Annotated in this window: 17 protein-coding genes; 7 read left to right on the top strand and 10 right to left on the bottom strand. The window is 60.7% G+C overall.

Annotation, left to right across the window (positions count from 1 at the left end):
- Window position 1: 1 nt before the first annotated feature.
- Complete coding sequence (locus ACIQJ2_RS16120; protein WP_400667545.1) at window positions 2-1,432, top strand: FAD-binding oxidoreductase; 1,431 nt, start codon at window positions 2-4, stop codon at window positions 1,430-1,432.
- Between the two features lie 106 nt (window positions 1,433-1,538).
- Here ACIQJ2_RS16120 and phnF read toward each other — a convergent pair whose 3' ends face one another.
- Window positions 1,539-2,273, bottom strand: coding sequence for a phosphonate metabolism transcriptional regulator PhnF (gene phnF / locus ACIQJ2_RS16115; protein ID WP_400667547.1), 735 nt, complete (start codon window positions 2,271-2,273; stop codon window positions 1,539-1,541).
- Between the two features lie 72 nt (window positions 2,274-2,345).
- Here phnF and ACIQJ2_RS16110 point away from each other — a divergent pair, with 72 nt between their 5' ends.
- Entirely contained in the window at window positions 2,346-2,897 is a 552-nt protein-coding gene (locus ACIQJ2_RS16110; RefSeq protein ID WP_400667549.1) for an MOSC domain-containing protein, read from the top strand.
- A gap of 78 nt (window positions 2,898-2,975) precedes the next feature.
- On the opposite strand, the gene ACIQJ2_RS16105 is transcribed toward ACIQJ2_RS16110, so the two are convergent.
- Together ACIQJ2_RS16105 and ACIQJ2_RS16100 are read right to left on the bottom strand one after the other, a co-directional pair.
- Window positions 2,976-5,945 (bottom strand): DNA translocase FtsK, encoded by a 2,970-nt coding sequence (locus ACIQJ2_RS16105; protein ID WP_400667551.1) that lies wholly within the window; start codon window positions 5,943-5,945, stop codon window positions 2,976-2,978.
- A gap of 220 nt (window positions 5,946-6,165) precedes the next feature.
- Window positions 6,166-8,673: a DUF1217 domain-containing protein gene (locus tag ACIQJ2_RS16100; RefSeq protein WP_400667553.1), complete on the bottom strand. Its 2,508-nt coding sequence runs from the start codon at window positions 8,671-8,673 to the stop codon at window positions 6,166-6,168.
- 316 nt (window positions 8,674-8,989) lie between these two features.
- Between ACIQJ2_RS16100 and ACIQJ2_RS16095 the strand changes: the two genes are divergently transcribed.
- Window positions 8,990-9,556, top strand: coding sequence for a DUF6101 family protein (locus ACIQJ2_RS16095; protein WP_400667555.1), 567 nt, complete (start codon window positions 8,990-8,992; stop codon window positions 9,554-9,556).
- 70 nt (window positions 9,557-9,626) lie between these two features.
- On the opposite strand, the gene ACIQJ2_RS16090 is transcribed toward ACIQJ2_RS16095, so the two are convergent.
- The 3 genes from ACIQJ2_RS16090 to ACIQJ2_RS16080 all read right to left on the bottom strand — a co-directional run bounded on the left by ACIQJ2_RS16090 (window position 9,627) and on the right by ACIQJ2_RS16080 (window position 11,941).
- The gene (locus tag ACIQJ2_RS16090) at window positions 9,627-10,082 is read right to left on the bottom strand and encodes a GNAT family N-acetyltransferase (protein ID WP_400667557.1); all 456 of its coding nucleotides are present in this window, start codon (window positions 10,080-10,082) and stop codon (window positions 9,627-9,629) included.
- Between the two features lie 22 nt (window positions 10,083-10,104).
- Window positions 10,105-11,067, bottom strand: coding sequence for a 4-hydroxybenzoate octaprenyltransferase (gene ubiA, locus ACIQJ2_RS16085; protein ID WP_199145502.1), 963 nt, complete (start codon window positions 11,065-11,067; stop codon window positions 10,105-10,107).
- Between the two features lie 67 nt (window positions 11,068-11,134).
- Window positions 11,135-11,941, bottom strand: a complete 807-nt coding sequence (locus ACIQJ2_RS16080; protein ID WP_400667559.1) for a MipA/OmpV family protein — start codon at window positions 11,939-11,941, stop codon at window positions 11,135-11,137.
- A 269-nt stretch (window positions 11,942-12,210) separates the two neighbouring features.
- Here ACIQJ2_RS16080 and ACIQJ2_RS16075 point away from each other — a divergent pair, with 269 nt between their 5' ends.
- Window positions 12,211-12,645 carry a hypothetical protein gene (locus tag ACIQJ2_RS16075; protein ID WP_400667561.1) on the top strand — a complete coding sequence of 145 codons (435 nt, stop codon included), beginning with the start codon at window positions 12,211-12,213 and terminating at the stop codon, window positions 12,643-12,645.
- A 97-nt stretch (window positions 12,646-12,742) separates the two neighbouring features.
- On the opposite strand, the gene ACIQJ2_RS16070 is transcribed toward ACIQJ2_RS16075, so the two are convergent.
- Both ACIQJ2_RS16070 and ACIQJ2_RS16065 read right to left on the bottom strand, forming a co-directional pair.
- The gene (locus ACIQJ2_RS16070) at window positions 12,743-14,002 is read right to left on the bottom strand and encodes a class I SAM-dependent methyltransferase (RefSeq protein WP_400667563.1); all 1,260 of its coding nucleotides are present in this window, start codon (window positions 14,000-14,002) and stop codon (window positions 12,743-12,745) included.
- A gap of 145 nt (window positions 14,003-14,147) precedes the next feature.
- Entirely contained in the window at window positions 14,148-16,457 is a 2,310-nt protein-coding gene (locus ACIQJ2_RS16065) for a Tex family protein (RefSeq protein WP_400667565.1), read from the bottom strand.
- Window positions 16,458-16,706: 249 nt separating this feature from the next.
- On the opposite strand from ACIQJ2_RS16065, the gene purD reads away from it, so the two are divergent.
- From purD to ACIQJ2_RS16050, 3 genes are all read left to right on the top strand, one after another.
- A complete protein-coding gene (purD, locus tag ACIQJ2_RS16060) occupies window positions 16,707-17,975 on the top strand; it encodes a phosphoribosylamine--glycine ligase (RefSeq protein ID WP_400667567.1) in 1,269 nt (422 codons plus the stop codon).
- Between the two features lie 215 nt (window positions 17,976-18,190).
- Window positions 18,191-18,613, top strand: coding sequence for a plant virulence effector HPE1-like domain-containing protein (locus ACIQJ2_RS16055; protein WP_400667569.1), 423 nt, complete (start codon window positions 18,191-18,193; stop codon window positions 18,611-18,613).
- Window positions 18,614-18,985: 372 nt separating this feature from the next.
- Complete coding sequence (locus ACIQJ2_RS16050) at window positions 18,986-20,800, top strand: methyl-accepting chemotaxis protein (protein ID WP_400667571.1); 1,815 nt, start codon at window positions 18,986-18,988, stop codon at window positions 20,798-20,800.
- Between the two features lie 73 nt (window positions 20,801-20,873).
- Here the strand turns inward: ACIQJ2_RS16050 and ACIQJ2_RS16045 are convergent, their stop codons facing one another.
- Together ACIQJ2_RS16045 and glyS are read right to left on the bottom strand one after the other, a co-directional pair.
- Window positions 20,874-21,368 (bottom strand): DUF523 domain-containing protein, encoded by a 495-nt coding sequence (locus tag ACIQJ2_RS16045; RefSeq protein ID WP_400667573.1) that lies wholly within the window; start codon window positions 21,366-21,368, stop codon window positions 20,874-20,876.
- A 14-nt stretch (window positions 21,369-21,382) separates the two neighbouring features.
- Window positions 21,383-23,497: a glycine--tRNA ligase subunit beta gene (glyS, locus tag ACIQJ2_RS16040; protein ID WP_400667575.1), complete on the bottom strand. Its 2,115-nt coding sequence runs from the start codon at window positions 23,495-23,497 to the stop codon at window positions 21,383-21,385.
- Between the last annotated feature and the right edge of the window lie 84 nt (window positions 23,498-23,581).

Genomic DNA, 23,581 nt, shown 5'->3' with positions numbered 1-23,581 from the left:
CATGAGCAGCTCCGTCCCCTCTTCCGACCTCCTCGATCGCTTCGCCGCTATCGTCGGCGAGAAACATGCCCTACGGGACCAGGCGGATATCGCGCCGCATCTCGTTGAGAACCGCGGGCTCTATCATGGGGCTTCGCCCATGCTGCTGAAGCCCGGCTCGGTGGAAGAGGTTTCCGCGATCCTCAAGCTTGCCAGCGAGACTGGCGCGGCCATCGTTCCCCAGACCGGCAATACCGGCCTCGTCGGCGGTCAGACGCCGCGCGAGGACGGCTCCGACATCATCCTGTCGCTGGAGCGCATGAACCGCGTGCGTGATATCGATCCGGTCGGCAATACGATCGTTGTCGACGGCGGCTGCATTCTCGCCGATGTCCACAAGGCCGCGGCGGAGCATGGCCGCATGTTTCCGCTGTCGCTCGGCTCGGAAGGCTCCTGCCGCATCGCCGGCAATCTTTCCACCAATGCAGGCGGCACGGCTGTTCTTGCCTATGGCAACATGCGCCAGCTCTGCCTCGGCCTCGAAGTCGTGCTGCCCACGGGCGAGATTTGGAACGGCCTGCGCCGCCTGAAGAAGGACAATACCGGCTACGACCTGCGCGATCTCTTCATCGGCGCAGAAGGCACGCTTGGCGTCATCACGGGCGCTGTGCTGAAACTCTTTCCGCAACCTCTCGGTCACCAGGTCGCCTTTGCCGGGCTGCAATCGGTCGAGGATGCGCTCACCCTGTTCAAAAACGCATCGAGCCTCTGCGGCACGGCGCTGACCGGCTTCGAGCTGATGCCGCGCATCGGTGTCGAGTTCACCGCTCGACATATTGCGGGCGTGCGCGATCCGCTTGAGACTGCCCACCCCTGGTATGTGCTGATCGACATATCCACCTCCGATTCGGCTGAGACGGCTGAGCGGATGATGACGGCGCTGCTCGAACAGGGCTATGAGGACGGCCTGATCCAGGATGCGACCATAGCCAGCTCCGAGGCGCAACAACAGGCCATCTGGCATATGCGCGAGAGCATGTCGGACGCGCAGAAGCCGGAAGGCGGCTCGATCAAGCACGATGTTTCCGTGCCGGTGGCGCAGATCCCGCAATTCATGGCGGAAGCCGAAAAGGCCGTTGTCGCCGCCATGCCGGGCGCACGCGTCTGCGCCTTCGGCCACATGGGCGACGGCAACATCCACTACAACATCTCCCAGCCCGTCGGTGCCGACAAGGCCGAGTTCATCGGCCACTGGCGCGAGATGAACAAGATCGTGCACGGGCTGGTGCTGCAGCACGGCGGCTCGATCTCCGCCGAGCATGGCATCGGCCAGTTGAAGCGCGACGAGCTGGCTTCGATCCGCTCCGATATCGAGATCGACCTGATGCGCCGGATCAAGATCGCCTTCGATCCGTCCGGCATCATGAATCCAGGCAAGGTTCTCAAGGTCTGAGACTCAAGAGCTTTTCCGCTTTTCTTCGAATCGCGGAAAAGCTCTATCTTATTATTTCCCAACGCATTCCAGACGGAAAACCGCTGCGCACCTTTCCTGGAAATGCTCAGACCGTTACGACAACCCGCTCGGAGGCGAAGCAGCCGATCTGGCACGAGATGATCGTGCCGTTGGCATCGATGTCTTCCCCGGCATAGGCAAGCACCGGTACCTGCCGGGATTGCTGCAGGAAACGTGCTTCAGCCTCCGTCGGCATGCGCGCCGTGATGTCGGTGGAGCGACGCCAGTAGTCCGTCACGCCGTAATCCCTCAGCGCCGTTGTGAACGAGCCCGTCGCGGCAAACTTCTCCGCAAGATCGGTAAAGCGTTCCGCCGAGCAACTGCGCATGACGACCGAGACGGGAAGCGCATCGGCATAGGCGACCACGCACATTTCCAGTACCGCTTCGCCCTGCTGCAGATTAAGCCGCTTAGCGATATCGGCACTGGCTGGAATTTCCCGGGTCGAGAGAACCTTGCGGGTGAGATTTGCATCCCTCGCAGTAAGATCCTTGCCGAACCGGACCTTGTCACCGAGTTTGAAGCGGACGGGCATGTCGGCGCGGACATAAGCGCCGCTTCCACGCGCCACGCGCAGCAACCCCTCCCCCTCCAATTCGGCGATCGCGCGTCGCATCGTGACCCGCGAGACCCCAAACTGTTCGGACAGGGCGCGTTCGCTCGGCAGGCGGCTGCCGGGAGCATGTCTGCCTTCGTCGATAGCGTTTCGCAGCTCTGCGGCAACACTCGCCCAGCCACTGCCGGATTTTACGCCTGCGTCCTGTCGATTTTTTTCATCCATCACAATTCTGTCGCCTTGAAATTGGTATATACCAATTTATAAAGATCCGGATTGTTTATGGAAGGGTTCGGCATGGTCGACAAGCGCATATATGTGACAACGGTCAGCAGCAGTGGCGTGCATGGGTTTAGCAAGCAGATCAGGGATCATATCCAATTGCTGACCGGCCTTGGCGTCGAAGGCGACGCGCATATGGGGGTGACGGTAAAACATCGCTCGCGCGTCGCGGCCGATCCGACGCAGCCCAACCTGCGCCAGGTGCATATCATCCACGAAGAGTTGTTCGAGGAACTGACCGAGAAGGGTTTTTCTGTCGTTCCGGGCGACATGGGTGAGAACATCGCCACCAGAGGGATAGACCTGCTTTCCCTGCCCCAGGGCACCCGCCTGCATATCGGCGACGATGCGATCGTCGAGGTGACGGGCTTGCGCAATCCCTGCAAGCAGATCGACGATTTTCAAAAGGGTCTCTTGCATGCCGTACTCGATCGCGATGCCGATGGCGGCCTGATCCGCAAAGCCGGAATCATGGGCATCGTTTCGCGGGGGGGCCGGGTGCAACCTGACGACGCCATCCGCGTCGAGCTGCCGCCGCTGCCACATATGAAGCTCGAGCGGGTTTGATAAAAAGAAGCGGCCTTCCATTGGAAAGCCGCCTCATACTGTCGTTCCGGTGTCGCGCGGGCTTTGCAGCCTGCTTGATCAATCGAAATCTTCCTGGCTGGCATTGCCACCGCCGTTGCGGTTGCCGGTGATGATCTCGCGCTTGCCGACGTGGTTGGCAGGCCCGACCAGACCGTCTTTTTCCATGCGCTCGACGAGCGAGGCGGCGCGGTTGTAGCCGATACCGAGGCGGCGCTGGATGTAGGACGTCGAGCACTTCTTGTCGCGCATGACCACCTTGATCGCCTGCTCGTAGAGATCGTCGCCATCTTCCGAGGCGATCGCGCCCTTGTCGAAGACGGCCGTATCTTCCTCTTCGGCTTCCTCATCCTCATCGGCCGTAACCGTATCGAGATATTCCGGACGGCCTTGCAGCTTCAGGTGGGCCACGACCTTTTCGACTTCCTCGTCGGAAACGAAGGGTCCGTGAACACGGGAAATGCGGCCGCCGCCGGCCATGTGCAGCATATCGCCCTGGCCGAGCAGCTGCTCGGCGCCCTGTTCGCCGAGAATGGTGCGGCTGTCGATCTTCGACGTCACCTGGAAAGAGATGCGCGTCGGGAAGTTCGCCTTGATCGTGCCGGTGATGACGTCGACAGACGGACGCTGTGTCGCCATGATCAAATGGATGCCAGCGGCACGCGCCATTTGCGCCAGACGCTGGATCGCGCCTTCGATTTCCTTGCCGGCGACCATCATCAGGTCGGCCATTTCGTCGACGATGACGACGATATACGGCATCGGCGTCAGGTCCATTTCCTGGCTTTCTTCGATCGGGGCACCCGTGCCCTTGTCGAAGCCGGTCTGTACCATGACGTGGATCGTCTCACCCTTTTCCTTGGCGGAGGCGACGCGGCTGTTGTAGCCGTCGATGTTGCGCACGCCGAGGCGCGACATCTTCTTGTAGCGATCCTCCATTTCGCGAACCGCCCACTTCAGCGCCATGACGGCCTTCTTGGGATCGGTGACGACGGGGGTCAGCAGGTGCGGGATGCCGTCATAGACGGAGAGTTCCAGCATCTTCGGATCGACCATGATCAGGCGGCACTGTTCCGGCGTCATGCGGTAGAGCAACGACAGGATCATGGTGTTGATGGCGACGGACTTGCCCGAGCCGGTGGTGCCGGCAACGAGCAGGTGCGGCATCTTCGCGAGTTCGGCAATGACCGGCTCGCCACCGATCGTCTTGCCGAGGCCGAGCGCCAACTTGTAGCCGCTCTTCTCGAAGTCGGGCGAATCGATCATCTCGCGGAAGTACACGGTCTCACGATTGACGTTCGGCAGCTCGATACCGATGACATTGCGGCCGGGAACCACAGCAACGCGGGCCGACAGCGCCGACATCGAACGGGCGATATCGTCTGCGAGATTGATGACGCGCGAGGATTTGACGCCGGGCGCCGGCTCGAATTCATAAAGGGTGACGACCGGGCCGGGGCGAACGTGAATGATCTCGCCCTTGACGCCGAAGTCTTCCAGCACGCTTTCCAGCAGGCCGGCATTCTGCTCCAGCGTTTCCTGCGTCATGATCACGCCGGAACGGACGGCGGGCTCCTGCAGCAATTCGCGCGGCGGCAACTCGTACTCGCCGTCGGCGCTACGGGCAATCGGCCGCCATTCAGGCGGCGTCAGCAATGCGGGCCGGCGCGGCGTGATCCGCGATGGCGGCGCGTCGATCAAACGCTGCGCTGCGGCCTCGACGGCCGGGAGTGCCGGTGCGGCCTTGGCAACGGGTTCGACCGGTGCGGCTGCAACGACCTTCGTCGGCATCGGGGCCAGGACCATGACCGGGGTCGGACGGGCTTCCTCTGCTGGAGCAGCGTCTGCACCGTAGACGGCAGCCACGAAAGCGGGGGGCACGAATGCGTCCGGCGCGGCAATGACTTGCGGCTCGGCAGGAGCCGGCGCGGTGGTCTCGGACGTTGCCTCGACGACAGCGGTCTGAACGACGGCATCCCATGCCGCCAATTCGTCCATGGCGGGTGTGCTGACAGGTGCCGGCGCCAGGACAGAAGCGGCCACGATCGGGGCCACGACTCCCATCACGGCAGGCACTTCGGCGGCCAGCTGGACTTCGGCAGCAGTTGCGGGCCGACGGCATTCGACAACACGGAATTTCGCGACGATCGATTCGGCTTCGACCTCAAGCTCGGGGATCATCACCGGCTGGGCCGGCGCACCCTTGATGGCGGACACGAATTCGCCGTCGAAAGGCATCGCGTCCCAGAAGGCGAAATCGGAAAGATGGGTAAGCCGCGACTCGACCACAGGCGCGACTACAGACTCGGGAACACTTGACTGAACAGAGGAAGCATCCAGCGCGATCGCCGGAGCCTTCGAAAATGCGGTAGCGATAACGGTCATCTCCAATGCGTCCGGCGAGGTCGCCGGGGATTTCTGAATTACTGACGGCATGTAGCCTTCGACCGCGAAAGGCATGTCCTCAAGCGGCGGCAAGTGGAATTCGGCAGGCTGGACCGGCTGCGGCGCGATGATGGCCGGCGCAGCTTCGACAACGGGCTGCTCCATCACCCGCATCGCGACGTGCGTGGGGACCGGCCGCGCGACCTCGACGGGAGGTTCCGCAACAGGTCGGCGGCTGATGATTTCGTTTTCGCGCGTGCGGGTGAACCGAACGTTCGGCCCCATGAGGAACGCGTTCTGCCAGCCTGGCGAAGCAAGATCCTCCGCGGAAATTCCCTGCGGCAGGACCGGCATCACCGGCGTGCTCTCCGCAGGTGTTGCCTGCAAGGCTTCTACGACCGGTTTCGGGGCTGCGGCAGTCCTCTGCCTTGCCTCTTCGGCGCAACGCAGTTCCTCGGCCCGGCGCTGCTCCTCGGCCTTGCGCTTGGCTTCGCGGGCATTGCGGATCTTCTCTTCCAGGAAAGCCCGGCGAGCAGCGATCTGCTCGGCCCGGCGAGCCTCTTCGGCCGCCTGTTCGGCTTCGAGTTCGCCCTCTGGCGGGACGCCTTGAGACGCATTTGAAAGTGTCGTTCGGGAAAGACGCATGAGACCTGCAACCCAGTCATTGATATTGCCGATGGCTTCTCAAATCGAATAGGGCAAGGATGGTTAATAAGTTCCTTCCTGACACCCCTGAAAGCTCTTAATTCCCGCCTCCTGTGCCGCCGAAACAACATCGGAAATCCCCCGCAAACAGGCGCGCGGAAACAGCTTTGCCGTGCAGGAACACAGCAAAGGGGACGGCTGGATTTTTTTGTTTGGCGCGTTACCTCGACGACGACAGTTGCGCGATCGAGAGCAGCGTGTCGGCGCTGATGCCAACGCCGGACGAGGAGCCACTGAGAATCGATAGGGCCGGCGACGTGGAGGACGTCGTATCGTTCTGCATGTCGTACATCGCGGAGAATCGCTGCAGCAGCGAGTTGACCTTGGTCGGATCCTGCAGATCGCTGACGTTGATGAAATTGCCCAGCATCTTGGCCTGCGTATCCACATCCATGGACGACATGGCGCTCGGCAGGCTGAAGGTCGTTGTGATGACCTCGTAGAGCGCCGCATCCCCCATGATATCGTAGACCGAGTTGATACTCGGGGCCTTGCGCTGGAAATATAGCGCCAACCGCACGCCGGGATTCGTGTCGCCCTGCTGGTCTTCCAGCGTCTGATGCAGGAAGAGATCGTTGGTCGCCGACAGCGCCCCCTGGTTTTGTGCCGAACCGAGCTTGCTGTCGGTCAGATTGCCATCCGTGCCGAAGTTGAACGCCTCTACGATACTCTTGAACTTGGCGCCATCGGAGGTGTTGACGAAGCTCTTCGGATCGGACGGATCGGAAGCGAAAGCCTTCTTCAGCGTCGCCGTGTCGACGGTTTTCGGATCGATGCCGTTGGCTGCGAGGACGAAATTGGTGAGCTTGCTGTCGGCCAGCAGATCCGTGACGCTCTTTACGTTGGCAATGTTGGTTGCAAAGTAGGTGCCGGCGTCCTTGGCATCGCTGGTGGCCTTGGTCAACAGCGCGCCCGTCAGCCCTGCCGTGCTGTGGGTGGAGTATTGAGAGATGAAACTGTTGACCTGCGTCGGCGACAGCGACTGAACCGGAGCCTTCAGATTGCCCTTGCTGTCGAAGTTGAAAGCCTCGGCGAGCGCCGTGAAGCGAGTATCCTTCAGCGAACTGACGTAGCTCTTCGGATCATAGGGATCGCTCTCGAGAATCTGCGTCAGTTGCGACTTCGTCACCTCGTTCGGGCCGATGCCGTAGGCGCGCAGCGCCATCTGATAGAGTTCTGGCGCGCTGTCGTTGGATGTACTGCCGTCAGCGGTATTGCTCGCGAAGAAGTCCTTGATGGTCTTCACGTTGCCAAGGCGGTTCTTATAGTTGTTGACGGCGTCCGTCGTCAGGTTCGATTGCGAGGTCTTGTAATTGGTCATGTAGGCCGTCGAGGCAGCATTGGTCGCGCTTTGCGACTGCGCTGTCTGGCCTGCAGGGAGCGTTCCGTCCGATTGGAAATTGAAGGCGGCGACGACATTCGTCAGACCGAAGATCGAAGCGGTCGTCGGATCGGAGAAGGCGTTCTTGAAAACAACCGTGGGCGTGGTCGGATCGATACCATAGGCCGTCTTGATATAGTCGAAGAGACGCGAATCCGACGTCAGTTGATCGATCGATGTTACCGAGCCGATGTGATCCTTGTAATACTGGTCGTTGTCTGCAGCACCGACACTGGTGACGAACGACGGTACGGTGGAATTGTAGGCGCTCATCACATCGGACTGCTGACCCAGCGTCTGCGGCCCTCCGACGTAGTTCGTGGCATAGGCAGCCGTCATGGCATTCACCTGATCCGACGTTTGCGCCTGCGAACCGGAGGCGACGGTCCCGTCGCTCTGGAAATTGAATTGCGCCATGACGCTCGTCAGCCCGTTCGACGTCGCGACGCCGGCATCCTCGGCCGAAGCATTGAACTGGTCGGCGGTGATATAGGCCGGAATGTTGAGAGCAGTCTTGACGTACTGGAAAAGCCGCGGGTTGGAGGTCAGCTGATCGACCGAGGTGATATTGCCGATATTCGCCTGGTAGTAGGCCGTGTCGCTGTCAGGCGTCGAAGCCTTCACCGTACCGTCGGCGTTGAAATTGAATGCGGCCGCAAGAGCCTTGTCGGCCGTGCCGCCGTTCTGGTTCAGATAGCTGTTGGGATCGTTTGGATCGCTCGTCAGCATCTGCTTCAAGCTATCGTTCGAGGTATAGGTCGGATCGAGGCCATAGGCCTGCAGCACGTAGTTTCGCAGGCGCGTATTGCCAAGAAGGTCATCGACCGTCTTAACCGAGCCGATATTCTGACTGTAATAGCTCGTTTCGGTAGCCGCGGACGTCTCTTCATTTGTAAACGATTGCTGATAAAGGCCGATGAGATCGTCTTCCTGCGCGCTCGTTTGCGCCGAATTCGTGCTGCCCGTGCCGAAATTGAACGCCGCGGCAAAGGCCTTGTATCGCGGATCGTTCAGCTGGTTCGCAAAACTGCTGGAATCGCTCAGGTTGCTCGTCAGCACCTGTTTCATAAAGGCCTTGGCATAGGTCATGTCGGAGAGCCCGTAGGCTTCCATGGCATAACTGTATAGCTGATAGTCATTCACGAAGTCGTCGACGTTGGTTACTTTGCCGATATTGGCATTGTAATAGTCGATCTGACGCTTGCTTTGCGCCTGCGTCGCCACCTGGTTGAGCGAGGTGGCCATATCTCTGGTTGCGATCGTATAACCAAGATAGGTGGAAATCATCAGCAGAATCCCAATAGATCTTCAATATAGTCGGCGAATCCATCTACGATTATTACATGCAAACCTTACCCGAGACTTACACGTACTCGTCTTATACGTGTACTATATTGAGGCGGCGGCCCTGCCGTGTATTCACCTTATGGAAACCCTGATGCATTCGACTTTGCTAACCATTTGAGGACGCAAAGTTTTCTTAACCTCGATTTTTAAGCTGTCTGGAAGGGACGCCGCCTAATCTGCCCAACAACGAGAGGACAAAAGTTCTCCGAGAGAAGACCGGAAACCGGCTCTCAGGTAAAGCAAGGGTAGAGAATCGATGACAAATACCGTCCTGAAGCCCGATTGGGCTGGAACCACACTGCGACTTGATCCGACGCGCTTTCCGCAACAGGTCAGCTACGCCATGAATGGTGCCGAGGGTGACGTCACCATCACGATCGACGAGCGCGGCGCCGTGCTGCGCAAGATCCTGCCGTCCAGCGGACTGCCGCTGTCCGTCGCTCTGCCAAAGCGCGCTTTCATGGGTGTTGCAGCCCGCGCCATCGACCATGGCGACGGCGAAGTCACCGTCACGCTGGAACTGCATCACTCCGATCCGGACCTCTGCATCCCCCTCCTCGTCGCTCACGACTTGAGCGACATCGCCGCCGACTGGCGCTCCTGGTCGGAAGCCTTCCGTATTCCGATGCTGATGATCGAAGCCGACGGGGTTGCTCGCCCGCTGGAAGAACATCTCGGCGGCGTCCGTTCACAGGACAGCCAGCCGCGTCGTCGCCACGCCTACTTTGCCGACCGCCGCCCGCGCTTCCTGGTGCGCCGCTCCACCGGCAAGCTCGGCATCAAGATGAAGATCGAAGGCCGCGAGATCATCGCAAGGCGCTGAGCCCGGCAAAGACAATTCCCGATACGATCAGAAAGCGGCCGCGCGAGATTCACTCCCGCGGCCGCAATCATTATGGCTCCAACGATCGCTCCATGACGATCGTGCGCTCTTCCCCGTAATAACGATCTTCCACGACCTCGAAACCGAGCCTGGCGTAGAAACCTTGGGCGGTGACCGATGATGGTACGGTTAGGGTCTTGACGCCTTGCGCTTGCGCTGCGCCGATGATCGCGGTCATGAGCCTGGAGCCGATGCCCAGCTTCTGCGCCGAAGGCGACACGAATACGCTGCGGACGACTGCTCCGTCGAGGCTGCCGGCGCCGAACACCACTCCGCCTTCAGCCGCGACAAAGACCATTCGAGAGCGCAGAAGGCTGCGCACGGCGGCGGGGCTGAAGTTTTCAACGACGCGATCGATAATCGCAGGGGAATAATCCCTGGCATTGGTCCGGCGCAGCGCGTCCACGATCACCAGGCTGATTGCTTCTGCATCCCCCTCCCGTGCCAGGCGAATTTCACAGGCCACCACAAAACCTCACCAGCGGTTGTTAAGGAACGAGGAACAGAAACGACAGAAAGAGCCCGGCAAAGATGATCAGACCGACCCGGTTGTTGGATTTGAACAGGGCAAGGCATTGCTCCCCGTCGTTGATGTCGAGCACGGCGATCTGATAGGCGAACATGCCGCCGGCAATGATCAGGCCGATGTAGGACAGGCCGCCTGCTCCGGCCAGGGCGAAGGCAACCAGCATCAAAAGCAGCGTCGCGCCGTAGAGGCCGACCAGCCAGAGGCGCGTCTGGTCGCCGAACAACCGCGCAGTCGAACGTACGCCGATCAGCTCGTCGTCTTCCTTGTCCTGATGCGCATAGATCGTGTCGTATCCGATCGTCCAGAGGATGGCGGCCAGGTAGAGAACGATCGCCGCAAAGGACAGGTTACCGAAAAGACCGGCCCATCCCATCAGGGCGCCCCAGGAAAAAGCGAGCCCGAGGAAGAATTGCGGCCAGTCGGTGAAGCGCTTGGCGAAAGGATAGAGCGCGACGATACCGAGCGACAGCACGCCGAGGATAACAGTAAACCAGTTGAACTGCAGCACAACCAGCAGGCCGACGAGAGCCTGAAGCGCGATGAAGACCTTGGCTTGAAGGCGCGTCACGCGGCCCGATGGCAGCGGGCGCGACCGGGTGCGCGCCACCGACATGTCGATCTCGTGGTCGACCAGATCATTATAGGTGCAGCCGGCGCCCCGCATGGCGACCGCGCCGATGAAATAAAGCGCGAGGTGATAGATCACGACCAGGCCCGGCGAACCCCGTCCCATCGAAATCGAGGCATTGGCGGCGAGCGCCACCGACCAGAAACACGGCCACATCAGGAGCTGCCAGCCGATCGGCCTGTCCCAGCGCGCCAGCTGCGCATAGGGCCAGAGCCACGGGGGCAGCACTCGATACACCCAGTTTCCGGATGGCGCGTCAGCGACGCGCCCGTTGATGTCGCCTGTCTTTTGCATGAGCGAGTAGTAGTGATATCAGGCGTTCAAGGTCAAGCGGCGACGGGGCCGCAGCCCCGCTCATTCGTCAGTTGGCCGTGAAGTTGAACTTGTAGCTGGCCGACATGCCAATGAGGAGCTGGTTGCGGTCGCCGCGCTCGCGCACGAGGCTGCTGTCGGCGGCAGGGCCAGTCAGGCGCGTATATTCGAGGAATGTGCTGGTGGTCCAGTTCTCCGATGCCTTCCAGGTCAGTGCGCCGCCAACGCCAACGGATTTGACGCCGCCGCCCGGATTATACGGGCTAAGGCCCGATGCCGCTGACTCCCGGGCATTGACGCCATAATAGGTGTTGAAATAGTCGCTCGAGGCGACAGTCATACGGGGGCCGCCGGACAGGCGCAGTTCCGGGGTGATGTCGGTGAAGGCATCGACGGCGGCATCGGCGACGAGGCCGCTATGGGCACGGATGCCCTGGCGCACTTCGACACGCGCGCGCAGCCAATCGGTCGGATAGACCTCGGCGAAACCGCCGGCCTCCAGGCCCCACTTCACCTTTTTAAGCCCTTTGAGTTCACTGCCGTCGCTGGTGTCGCGGCTGCGCACGAACTTGCCGACGATACCGACCCGAAAGGCATCACTCTCGATGAGAGCGAAGGACGGATTGTCGTTACGCGAGGAGAAACGCGGGCCTGGCCCCTGCCTGCCGACCGACACCAGCGGCTGCCATTGCAGCCTGTTGTGCTTGCCGCCTTCGAATTTGGGCGCAGAGAAACCGGCCGCGCCGACGCTTAGATACCAATTGCCCGACCAGAAATGCTGGCCGTCTGCGGCGGCCGCAGAAGCAGAAGCGACGAGCAAACCGAAACTGATGAAAAGACGCGATCTCGCGAACATGATGCAACCCCCTGATACGCAATACAAAAGGCCATACACGCGGCCCTAGAGTTGCCCCAAACTATTCGGATCGCGTTACCGCTCTCTTAACCACAACGAACTGTTACCGACGGCAGCGAATTTAAGTGGAAAACCGGCCCAGCCGTTGCTTTGCGCCGACGTGTCGCGGTGATTTAAATCCGAAATGGATTATTCAATCACAGGTATTGATCGGATGGTGCGGGCAATATCTGATCAATCGAAGCCCCATAGTCTGCAGAGAGAAACACATGAAGACCACATCCCTGATTTCCCTGGGCTTATTTCTCGGCATCGGCGTGGCACTCTCAAGCTGTGTCGGCACTCCGATCAGCGGCGCCAAGCAAAGCCAGTTTTCCGTCAGGGCCGCATCCGGCAAGAAGACAAAAATCACCAGCGCTTCTCTTGTAAAGCAGGATTGCACCTTCGCAGGCTTCCCGTATACGGGCGTCGTCAAGGATCCGGCCCATGGCAAGGTCGAGGTCGAGCATGGCCCGGTGGCCGCGAAATTCCCGAAGGACAGCAACGCCTATCTGTGCAGCGGCAAGACAGTTCAGGGCAACATCATCTACTATACGCCAAACGCCGGCTTCACCGGGACGGGTCAGTTCACGCTGCGGCTGACGGGATTGCATACCGACGGCACGGTGCAGGACGGAACGTTCAAGGTTCATGTCGGGCGATAGCCCGAAAGTCGGTCAACCCGGCGACGGCAACCCAGAAATGCGAACGCCGGCCCATGGAAATCCAAGGGCCGGCGCGATGAAGTGACGATAGGGAATTTTAGAACGTTACCTTTTCCAGAGGCGCGCGCGTTGCCTCGAATTCCCTGAGCTTTGCCTCGCGCTCGCCGATGTAATTGCGGTTGTCGGGAACGGCGAACTGGTTCTTGGCGATCTGAATCTGCATGATGAAAAGCTCATCCCAGCGGAAGCCCATTTCGGAGCCGGCCAGATAGAATTCCCACATGCGGAAGAACTTCTCGTCGTAGAGCGCAACGGCGTCGGCCTTGCGGGCGACGAAGTTGTTGCGCCAATGCCTGAGCGTATAGGCATAGTGCATCGGCAGGGTTTCGACGTCCCTCGTCAGCAGACCGGCCTTCTCGAGCGGCGGCGTGGTCTCGCCGATCGACGGGATATAGCCACCCGGGAAAATATACTTTTCGATGAAGGCGTTGGTGGCGTAGCTCGGCTTCGGACGCGCGATGGAATGAAGCAACATCACGCCATTATCATCAAGCAGCTCCGAAACCTTGCGGAAAAACTTGCCGTAATCGCCGATACCGACATGTTCGAACATGCCGACGGAAACGATGCGGTCGAATTTCTTGCCGGTCAGGTAACGATAGTCCTGCAGTTCGAAGCGGACGCGATCGGACAGGCCGCGCTTGGCCGCACGTTCGCGAGATACTTTCAGCTGCTCTTCGCTGAGCGTGATGCCGGTGACGTCAAGGCCCGGATAGGCCTCGGCCAGATACATGGCCATGCCACCCCAGCCAGAACCGATCTCCAGCACCTTCTGACCCGGCTCGACCAACAGCTTCGCGGCGATATGGCGCTTCTTGGCCACCTGCGCTTCGTAGAGGCTGATGCCGGGCGGATTGAAATAGGCGCAGGAATATTGCCAGTCCTCATCGAGGAAGAGATCGAACAGCTTCGCCGACAGGTCGTAGTGATGCGCAACATTGTATTTGTTGCGATTGACCGGCGAGCGGCTCTTGAGCTGCTGCCAGACAATGCGGCTGAAGAGCAGCGCCGCCATGCGGAAATCGAAGATTTCGTTGGTGGTATTCTGCTTCACCAGCGAGAGGAATTCATAGATATCCCCCTGCTCTAGAATGAAGCGGCCCTCCATGTACATCTCGCCGAGCTTCAGCGTCGGATCGCGCGCAATCGCGTCTTCCGCCTGCTGGTCGGCAATGCGCGCCACGATCGTTTCGCCGGAGCCGTCACCGATCGTGTGCGTCTCGCCGGATGCGAGCGTGAGCTTGAAGGAGCCTTTACGGATGAGTTTCTTAACGAGAGAAAGAAGTGCCGACGCCATGGACGCCTCGAATGTTATGACATGACATTAAGGCAGACTTTAGCGCCTCACAGCTGAGTGGCAAGATCAGCTTTTCGCACAGGTTGGCACTCTGGCAACAACTCTGCCAGAGTGTGACATTCTTGCATAATCTCTCGCTAAGTCCTTATTTTCGTTTGAGTGCGTCCGCCAAGGCGGCACCAAAACTACCCCGTTCTTCGGTCTTTGGGCGGCTATTGTTCTTAACGCTAGCGTTGCGAGCACCGTTCTGCTCGCGCGACTCACGCCCTGAGGGGGTCGCCGCAGTGCCGCCATCTTTGCGCATCGACAGGGCGATTCGCTTCCGCTTCGCGTCGACCTCGACCACTCTCACCTTGACCACGTCGCCGGCCTTCACGACCTCATGCGGATCCTTGACGAAGCGGTCGGCCAGTTGCGAGACATGCACCAAACCGTCCTGGTGGACGCCAATATCGACGAAGGCGCCAAAGGCGGCGACATTGGTAACAGTCCCCTCCAGCAACATGCCAAGCTTGAGGTCGCTGATCTCGTTCACGCCTTCGGCGAAGGTCGCGGTCTTGAAGCTCGGACGCGGGTCGCGGCCGGGCTTCTCCAGCTCGGCGATGATATCTCGCACGGTCGGCAGACCGAATTTCTCGTCGATGAACTGTCTGGGATCAACGGACTTCAGCGCAGCCGTATCGCCCATCAGCGTGCGCAGGTCGCGACCGCAGGCGGCGACAATCTTCTTGGCGACGCCGTAGGCTTCCGGATGCACGGAGGAAGCATCCAGCGGCTCCTTGCCATTGGGGATGCGCAGGAAGCCCGCGCATTGCTCGAAGGTGCGTTGACCGAGACGCGCGACCTTCAACAGATCGCGACGGGTTTCGAAGGCGCCTTCACCATCACGATGCTTGACGATCGCCTCGGCGATCGAGGGGCCGAGGCCGGAGACGCGGGCCAGCAGCGGCGCCGAGGCCGTGTTCAGGTCGACGCCGACGGCATTCACAGCATCTTCGACGACCGCATCCAGCGAACGGGAGAGCTTCTGCTGGTCGACATCGTGCTGATATTGGCCGACGCCGATCGACTTCGGCTCAATCTTCACCAGTTCGGCCAGCGGATCCTGCAGGCGGCGGGCGATGGAGACGGCACCGCGCAGCGAGACATCGAGGCCGGGGAACTCAAACGCTGCCGTTTCCGAGGCGGAATAGACGGAGGCGCCTGCCTCCGAGACGATGACCTTGGTGGGCTTCGGCGCCGGCAATTCCGCCAGCATATCGGCCACTAGCTTTTCCGTCTCGCGGCTGCCGGTGCCGTTGCCGATGGAGATCAGTTCGACCTTGTGCTTACGGATGAGGGCCGCAAGGGTCGCCTGCGTGCCGCGCACATCGTTCTTCGGCGGGAAAGGATAGACCGTCGTCGTCTCCAAGAGCTTGCCGGTGCCGTCGACGACAGCCACCTTGACGCCGGTACGGATGCCCGGATCGAGGCCCATGGTGGAGCGCGAGCCGGCGGGCGCAGCCAGCAGCAGATCCTTCAGATTCCGGGCGAAAACATGGATCGCCTCTTCTTCGGCGCGCTCGCGCAATTCGCGCATCAGGTCGAGTGACAGCGACATGGAGAGCTTCACACGCCACGTCCAGCTCGCAACCTCGGTGAGCCAGCGGTCGCCAGGCCGGTTCGGGCCGATCTCGTAGGCGGTGGTGATCATCCGCTCGACAGGCTTGTTCGGGGAGACGGCATCAACATCGACTTCGATATTCAGCGTCAGGAACTCTTCGTTCCAGCCGCGCAGCATGGCGAGTGCACGATGGCCGGGGGCCGTCGCCCAGCGCTCCTGATGCGCGAAGTAATCGGAGAATTTGGCGCCGGCTTCCTGCTTGCCGTCGACGACGGCAGCTTTGAGGGTGGCGTTCACCTTCATATAGCCGCGCAGCTTGCCGAGCAGGTCGGCATTTTCGGCAATGCCTTCGGCGATGATGTCGCGCGCACCCTCGAGCGCCGTCTTCACATCCGTAACCTCGGCTGTGACGAAGCCTTCGGCGAGAGCCGCAGGCTCCTTCGAGCGATCGGCGAGGATCGTGTCGGCGAGCGGGCCGAGGCCGCGCTCCCTGGCGATTTCGGCGCGGGTGCGGCGCTTGGGCTTATAAGGCAGATAAAGATCTTCCAGCTCAGCCTTGGTGGCAACGGTGGCGACCTTGCGCATAAGCTCGTCGGTCATCTTGCCCTGGCCGGTGATGGATTCGACGATGGCGGCGCGACGGGCTTCCAGTTCGCGCAGATAGACCAGCCGTTCGGCCAGCGTGCGCAGCTGCGTGTCATCGAGACCACCCGTCACTTCCTTGCGGTAGCGGGCTATGAACGGCACGGTCGCGCCTTCGTCGAGAAGCTCGATGGCTGATTTGGCCTGATCCGGGCGGGCATTGATCTCGGCGGCAATGGTTGCGGCAAGGGAACGAATATCGGCGGCCATGTGACTCTCTGAACTGGACAATCGTGAAGGGGACCATAAGCACGATCCCGCTGGCATAAGAAACAGTTTTCGACGCGGATCGTGCCGATCCACGCAGGGATCGGACGATCTCGCGTCGAAATCGCATCTCGCTTTAGCGATAGAAAAAGGCGTGGCAATGTTGGTCGCGGAACCTCCACAGGATTTGATGCTTGACCTTTGGGCCACGCCCGCTTAACCGCGCAAAGGAACGCAACGAAAGGGCAAGCCATGAGAGTTCTGTTGATCGGATCGGGCGGACGCGAGCACGCACTGGCCTGGAAACTGGCGCAATCGCCTCTCATGACGGAGTTCTACGCCGCGCCTGGCAATCCCGGCATCGCCGAGCATGCGACGCTGGCGGCACTCGATATCGACAATCACGATGCTGTCGTCGCCTTCTGCAAGGAGAAAGCCATCGACTTCGTGGTTGTCGGGCCGGAAGCGCCGCTGGTTGCGGGTATTGCCGACGCGCTGCGCGCCGCTGGCATCGCCGTATTCGGCCCTTCGGCAGCGGCGGCACAGCTCGAGGGATCCAAGGGCTTCACCAAGGATATCTGCGCCCGCTACGACATCCCGACCGGGGCCTATCAGCGCTTCAACAACGCGCCGAAGGCGAAGGCCTATGTTCGTGCGCAGGGTGCGCCGATCGTCGTCAAGGCCGACGGGCTTGCCGCCGGCAAGGGCGTGACTGTTGCCATGACGGTCGACGAAGCATTGGCGGCCATCGACGATTGCTTCGAAGGTGCATTTGGCGAGGCCGGTGCGGAAGTCGTGATCGAAGCCTATCTCGATGGCGAGGAGGCAAGTTTCTTCTGCCTCTGCGACGGCAATCATGCTCTGGCGCTGGCCACCGCACAGGACCACAAGCGCGTCGGCGACGGCGACACAGGCCCGAACACGGGCGGCATGGGCGCCTACTCCCCGGCTCCGGTCATGACGCCGGACATGGTCGAGCGCACGATGAAGGAAATCATCGAGCCGACAATGCGTGGCATGGCGGAAAGTGGCCATCCCTTCAGTGGCGTCTTCTTTGCGGGGTTGATGATCACCGCCAAGGGTCCGGAACTCATCGAATACAATGTCCGCTTCGGTGATCCGGAATGCCAGGTGCTGATGATGCGGCTGAAGAGCGATCTGCTGCCGCTGCTCTTTGCCTGCGCCAACGGTACGCTCGATCAGGTGAGCGCCGAGTGGAGCGACGACCCGGCACTGACCGTGGTCATGGCCTCCAAAGGCTATCCCGGCTCCTACGCCAAGAATACGCCGATTGCGGTACTCCCCGCCGACAGCGAGGGATCGAAGGTGTTTCATGCCGGCACAGCCTTGAAGGATGGAGCGCTGGTGGCGACCGGCGGCCGCGTTCTCAACGTCACCGCGACTGGCAAGACTGTCGGCGAGGCACAGAAGCGCGCCTATGCGCTTGCCGGTGACGTGGAATGGGAAAACGGCTTTCACCGCAACGACATCGGCTGGCGTGCAGTCGAGCGCGAAGGGTAAACAAACGGCCGATGCCTCAGCCGGCAGTCCATTAAATCTTTACCTAATCTCCTGACGGTATGGAAACAAAGCTTCGCTAAAGTCTCCTTCAATCTGAAGCGTGTCGCGATCTCCGGGATTCGCGCTCCACGCCTCAGGTCTTTGATTTCACGCATGTCATTATCGCAAAACCGCCCACACTTTTGCGCGACATGCTTTGGATGGAGTTGTTTGCGATGCGTTCCTTCTTCCTGACCTTGGCATGCGTGCTGGCCGGTGGTTCGGCCATGGCTTCGTCCATCCAGTCCATCGACGGCACGATGCGCGGCGACAAAACCAGCATCGTCGAGAAGAGCTGCGCAGAGTGCCCTCCCCTCAAGCCGCAGGAGAGGGAAAAGGAATACACCGTCCCGACCCTCGCGCCCGGCACTCAATCGGTTGCCATTCAGACGATCGACGGCGAAAAGAGGGTCGTGCGCACCGAGGCCTGGATGGGCGGCTCCCCGGTGATGTTCGTCAGCAAACCTACCCCGGAAGCGCTGGCTGCTGCCGGCACCTCTCCTGACGGTATTGACCTCACGGCCAAGACGGCATCGCTGTTGGCGACGGCTCACGAACCCGCACGTCTTGATATCTCTACCTTCGAGCTTCGTCAGTAAGAGCTGGATTTACTGCTCTGCCTCCTCACGACTTGCGCCGCGAGTTCAAGATTCTCGGTTATTATGCGAATCTACATTTAAGAACATTCGAATTATCAAAATAAAAGATCCGTGGTTCCAGTAAAAGCTGCCATTGGCGACAACTCAAACCGGATATTACTGTTGCCTGCAGGAGCATATCCCCGGTTTCATCTAGGGTAAGATACAACCATGTCCCTGCAATTAAAGATTTTTTAGACATAAACGGCGATTTTACTGTCCACCGGACAGCAGCATGTCATTCAAGCAGCGGCAAACGTATTGGGTCTCTCTCAGGCGCTCGCACAGGCGGTAGGATACCGCACCGGTACCCAGTTACCTGTGGAGGCACTATTGAAGAATCTCAAGATCGCGCATCAACTATTTGCCCTGCTCGGCGTCCTAATGGCCGCCTTCGCCGTGGCCACTTATTTTCAGATCAAGTCTCAGGCCGATTCCATCTATGACGACCGCTTCGATATGCTGCGCACGCAGGTCGAATCCGGCGTTTCCGTTTTGAACCAGTATTATCAGCGCGAAAAATCCGGCGAGCTGACGCATGAGGCGGCCCAGGCCGAGGCCTTCAAGGTCTTGTCGCATGTCAGCTTCGCACCGGCGGGCTATCTCTTCGGTTTCGACTACAACGTCGTGCAGCGCATTCACCCGAGCCCGGTCAACATCGGCAAGGACATGTCCTCGCAGGTCGACAAGAACGGCACCCATTTCAGCAAGGAAATGGTCGAGAAGGCCATCAAGGGTGGCGGCCGCACCATCTATTATTGGAACAAGCCCGGCCATCCCGAAAGCGACTTCTTTCTGAAGGGCAGCTACTCGGCCGCTTTCGACCCCTGGCAGATCGTGCTCGGCTGCGGCGTCTACATGGATGACCTGCAGGAGCAGATCAACACGACCATGTGGCGCGCCTTGCTCATCTGCGGCATCGTCTTCGTCATCGGCATCGGTGCGGCTCTCTATTGCATCCGCGGGATCACCCGACCACTCGCCAATGTCCACGCCGCCCTCAAGGCCGTAGCCGACGAAGACGTGAAGATCACAATCCCACACGTCGAGATGCGCAACGAAATCGGCCTTATGGCCAAGGCGACCCAGGCGTTGCAGGAAAAGATCCGCGAACGCCACATGCTGGCCGACCGACAGGCAGCCCAGGAACTCGAAATCAGCAGCGAGCGCGAACAGAACATGCGCCAGCAGCAGGACGAAGCCCGCGAGCAGGCGCGCGTCGTCTCCGTCATCGGCAAGGCGCTGGAAGACCTCGCCCGCGGCGATCTGACGGTGCGTTGCGGCGATCTCGGCGCCAGCTATGCCGGCCTTCGCAACAACTTCAACGAGGCGCTGTCGCATCTCGAAGCCGCAATGGGTCGCGTCAATGCCAAGGGCAACGACATCGGCCTCAGCAAGGAAGAAATCCGCCGCGCCTCCAACGAACTATCGCAGCGCACCGAACGCCAGGCCGCCAGCCTGGAAGAGACCTCGGCAGCACTCGATGAGCTCACCGTTGCCGTCCGCCAGACGGCGGAGGGCGCACATGAGGCCAGCAAGCGCGTTCACTCAGTCAGCACCGAGGCCTCGCGTAGCGACGCAGTCGTTGCCCAGGCAATCGAAGCCATGAGCGGCATCGAAAGATCTTCCTCTGAAATCGGCAAGATCATCGGCGTCATCGACGAGATCGCCTTCCAGACCAACCTGCTTGCGCTCAATGCCGGCGTCGAGGCCGCCAGAGCCGGCGAATCGGGCAAGGGCTTTGCTGTCGTCGCCCAGGAAGTGCGTGAACTGGCCCAGCGCTCTGCGGCAGCCGCCAAGGAGATCAAGGATCAGATCGCTCGCTCCTCCGGCCAGGTCGACCAAGGCGTCCGTCTCGTCGGCGAGGCAGGCGAAGCGCTGAAGCGCATCTCCGACCAGATCAAGGCCGCCAACGAGATCGTCTCGAAGATCGCCCACAGCGCTTCCGAGCAGGATACGACGCTGCGCTCGATCTCCTCTTCGATGAACCAGCTCGATGCCGCCACGCAGCAGAACGCCGCAATGGCCGAAGAGACCACCGCATCGGCCGAGACGCTCGCCGCCGACACGGAAGATCTTCTCGCCCTCATCCGCGGCTTCCGCGTTGCCGAAGGCCGCTCGGCCATGGATCATCGTCGCGCCGCCTAATCAGCGTAGGGCAGAAAACCGAAACCGCCGGGCTCGCGTCCGGCGGTTTTCTTTTGAGCTGCGATTGGCTGCTTTAGTCTGCGATTTTCAGCCGCGCGACCAGGCTGTCGATCTCGCGATCGGAATAAACCTCGATGCCGGCCTGCTTGAGCAGTGCAGCCGTGACGCCCATGCCATTCTGCCGGCCGCCGGAGAATGAGCCGTCATAGATGAAGCCGGAGCCGCAGGACGGGCTGCCGTCGATCAAGAGAGCGTAGCGACAGCCGGTTTCCTGTGCGAGCGCCAACGCATTTTCCGCTGCCCGACGAAACTCCGCCGTGACATCGCCGCCAGTGATCTCCATGACCGTTGCCGTGCCGGCAAGCACATCCTTGCCGGTTGCGCCGCCTGCAATCTCAGCCGGTGGCCTCGGTACGGCCATCCCTGCGGACATTTCCGGGCAGATCGTCACCAACAGCCCCTCCTCCCGCCAGCGATCGATCGCCGGATGGATAAGCGGCTTGGAACGGCCGTCATAGCGGACGGCATGGCCCATGAGACAGGCGCTGACGAGAATCTTTCCGGTCATCGCGCCCCCATGTCTTATCCCGCGATCTTGGAGAAGTCGGCGACCGTGCCGGTTGCCTCGCGGATCAGGCGCAGCAGCGCCAGGCGATTGGCGCGGATGGCGGCGTCTTCATCGTTGACGAGCACGTCCTCGAAGAAGCGATCGACGGGCGCGCGCAGCTTGGAAAGCGCTGCCATGGCCGAGCGGAAATCTTCCTTGGCAATTGCGTCGGAAGCCTCAGCGGAGGCTGCCTTCACGGCAGCGAAGAGATCCTTTTCCGCATCGAGCTTCAGCAGGGCGTCCGAAACGCTATCGGCAACGACGGTGCCCTTCTTCTCTTCGGCGGCGAGAAGCTGCGTGGCGCGCTTGGTGCCGGCGAGCAGGTTTTTGCCATCCTCTGACGTGATGAAGGCGGTCAGCGCCTCGACGCGGCGGGCGACCATCAGCAGATCGTCGGTCTCCGGCGTCAGCACGGCGTCGATCAGGTCGTGGCGGGCGCCAAGATCGCGGAGATAAACCTTGAGACGATCATGGAAGAAAGCGAGCAGGTCGGCATCCCTGGTGGTTGCGAGCAGCGGCAGGCGCACGCCGCGCTCCAGAAGGATGCGGACGACGCCAAGCGCGGCACGGCGCAACGCGTAGGGGTCCTTCGAGCCTGTGGGCTTTTCGTCGATCGCCCAGAAGCCAACGAGCGTATCCAGCTTGTCGGCGAGCGCGACCGTGATCGCAACCTTGTCTTCGGGGACGCGGTCGGACGGGCCTTGCGGCTTGTAGTGATCCTCGATAGCGGCGGCGACCGAGGCGTTCTCGCCCTGCAGTGCCGCATATTTGCGACCCATGAGGCCCTGCAACTCGGGGAACTCGCCAACGGCTTCTGTGCGAAGGTCAGCCTTGGCCAGCACAACGGCGCGATCGACCAGAGCGGCATCGGCGCCGGTAATCTTGGCTAGGTCAGCGGCCAGCGCACGGATGCGGGCAACGCGCTCGCCCTGGCTGCCGAGCTTGGCATGGAAAGTGACGTTCAATGCGTCGAGCTTGGCCATGCGCTGATCGAGCGGTTTCTTCAGATCGAGACCAAATTTTTTAGCCGAGGCTTCCAGCGTTTCGAGATCGGGCAGATTGCCCTGGTCGCGCTTCCAGAAGTGCAGCGCGTCGGACAGACGGGCACGTACGACCTTGCCGTTGCCGTGGATGATTTCCTTGCCGCCGTCCGTCGCCTGGATATTGGCGACGAGAATGAAGCGGTTGGATAGCGTCTCGCCTGCCTGCGGACGGGTGACGAAACACTTCTGATTGGTCTTGATGGTCAGGCGGATGATCTCGGACGGGATCGACAGATAGTCTTCCTCGAAGGAGCCCATCAGCACCTGCGGCCACTCGACGAGGCCGGATACTTCTTCCAGCAAGCCTTCGTCCTCGACCAGTTCCAGGCCATTGGCAAAGGCGATGTCGCGGGCATCGTGCAGGATGATGTCCTTGCGGCGCTCCGCATCCAGGATGACATTGGCCTTTTCGAGGCTCGAGACATAGTCATCGAAACGCTTGACCGTAATCGGGCCTGGCGCATGAAAACGATGGCCATAGGTCACGTTGGAAGCAACGATACCGTCAATCTCGAAGGGGATGACCACGGTCTCTTCATGCTCGGTGCCGAAGGTGCAGACGATCGACTGCAGCGGGCGCACCCAACGCAGCGAGCCGGGCTTTACCGATGCCTTGCCCCAGCGCATGGATTTCGCCCAGGGGAAGTTTCTTATGATGTCGGGCATCACGGCCGCAACGATTTCCTCTGCGGCGCGACCGGGCTTGGAAATCACGGCAACGTAGAAATCGCCCTTCTTCGGGTCACTCTGCACCTGAGCTTCTGAAATCGAAGAAAGGCCTGCGCCACGCAAAAAGCCTTCGATCGCCTTCTCGTTGGCATCGGTGCGCGGACCCTTGCGCTCTTCGCGCACATCGGCCGAGCGCGCGGTCAGACCGCGAATGTCGAGCGTGAGGCGCCGCGGCGTCCAATATTCCCTGGCCCCCTCATAGGAAAGACCCGCTTCGACCAGGGCATCGGTCACCAGCTTCTTCAGGTCACCGGCAGCCTTGCGCTGCATACGGGCGGGAATTTCCTCGGAGCGGAGTTCGAGAAGGAGATCGGGCATGGGAGCTGTCTTTGCGTTGAGGCAGAAATGGTCCGGGCGGACTTAGCAAGCCCGGCGACAAAAGTCACCAAGGCAAACGGCGAA

The sequence above is a fragment of the Rhizobium sp. NPDC092011 genome (genome assembly GCF_044756305.1).
Lineage (GTDB): Bacteria > Pseudomonadota > Alphaproteobacteria > Rhizobiales > Rhizobiaceae > Rhizobium.
The sequence above is the reverse complement of the archived record's forward strand: the minus strand, read 5'-3'. Positions and strand labels throughout refer to the sequence as shown.

Coding starts and splice junctions, on each gene's coding strand:
- ACIQJ2_RS16120 (WP_400667545.1), top strand. CDS start 2: ATGAGCAGCTCCGTCCCCTCTTCCGACCTCCTCGATCGCTTCGCCGCT.
- phnF (WP_400667547.1), bottom strand. CDS start 2,273: ATGGATGAAAAAAATCGACAGGACGCAGGCGTAAAATCCGGCAGTGGC.
- ACIQJ2_RS16110 (WP_400667549.1), top strand. CDS start 2,346: ATGGTCGACAAGCGCATATATGTGACAACGGTCAGCAGCAGTGGCGTG.
- ACIQJ2_RS16105 (WP_400667551.1), bottom strand. CDS start 5,945: ATGCGTCTTTCCCGAACGACACTTTCAAATGCGTCTCAAGGCGTCCCG.
- ACIQJ2_RS16100 (WP_400667553.1), bottom strand. CDS start 8,673: ATGATTTCCACCTATCTTGGTTATACGATCGCAACCAGAGATATGGCC.
- ACIQJ2_RS16095 (WP_400667555.1), top strand. CDS start 8,990: ATGACAAATACCGTCCTGAAGCCCGATTGGGCTGGAACCACACTGCGA.
- ubiA (WP_199145502.1), bottom strand. CDS start 11,067: ATGCAAAAGACAGGCGACATCAACGGGCGCGTCGCTGACGCGCCATCC.
- ACIQJ2_RS16080 (WP_400667559.1), bottom strand. CDS start 11,941: ATGTTCGCGAGATCGCGTCTTTTCATCAGTTTCGGTTTGCTCGTCGCT.
- ACIQJ2_RS16075 (WP_400667561.1), top strand. CDS start 12,211: ATGAAGACCACATCCCTGATTTCCCTGGGCTTATTTCTCGGCATCGGC.
- ACIQJ2_RS16070 (WP_400667563.1), bottom strand. CDS start 14,002: ATGGCGTCGGCACTTCTTTCTCTCGTTAAGAAACTCATCCGTAAAGGC.
- ACIQJ2_RS16065 (WP_400667565.1), bottom strand. CDS start 16,457: ATGGCCGCCGATATTCGTTCCCTTGCCGCAACCATTGCCGCCGAGATC.
- purD (WP_400667567.1), top strand. CDS start 16,707: ATGAGAGTTCTGTTGATCGGATCGGGCGGACGCGAGCACGCACTGGCC.
- ACIQJ2_RS16055 (WP_400667569.1), top strand. CDS start 18,191: ATGCGTTCCTTCTTCCTGACCTTGGCATGCGTGCTGGCCGGTGGTTCG.
- ACIQJ2_RS16045 (WP_400667573.1), bottom strand. CDS start 21,368: ATGACCGGAAAGATTCTCGTCAGCGCCTGTCTCATGGGCCATGCCGTC.
- glyS (WP_400667575.1), bottom strand. CDS start 23,497: ATGCCCGATCTCCTTCTCGAACTCCGCTCCGAGGAAATTCCCGCCCGT.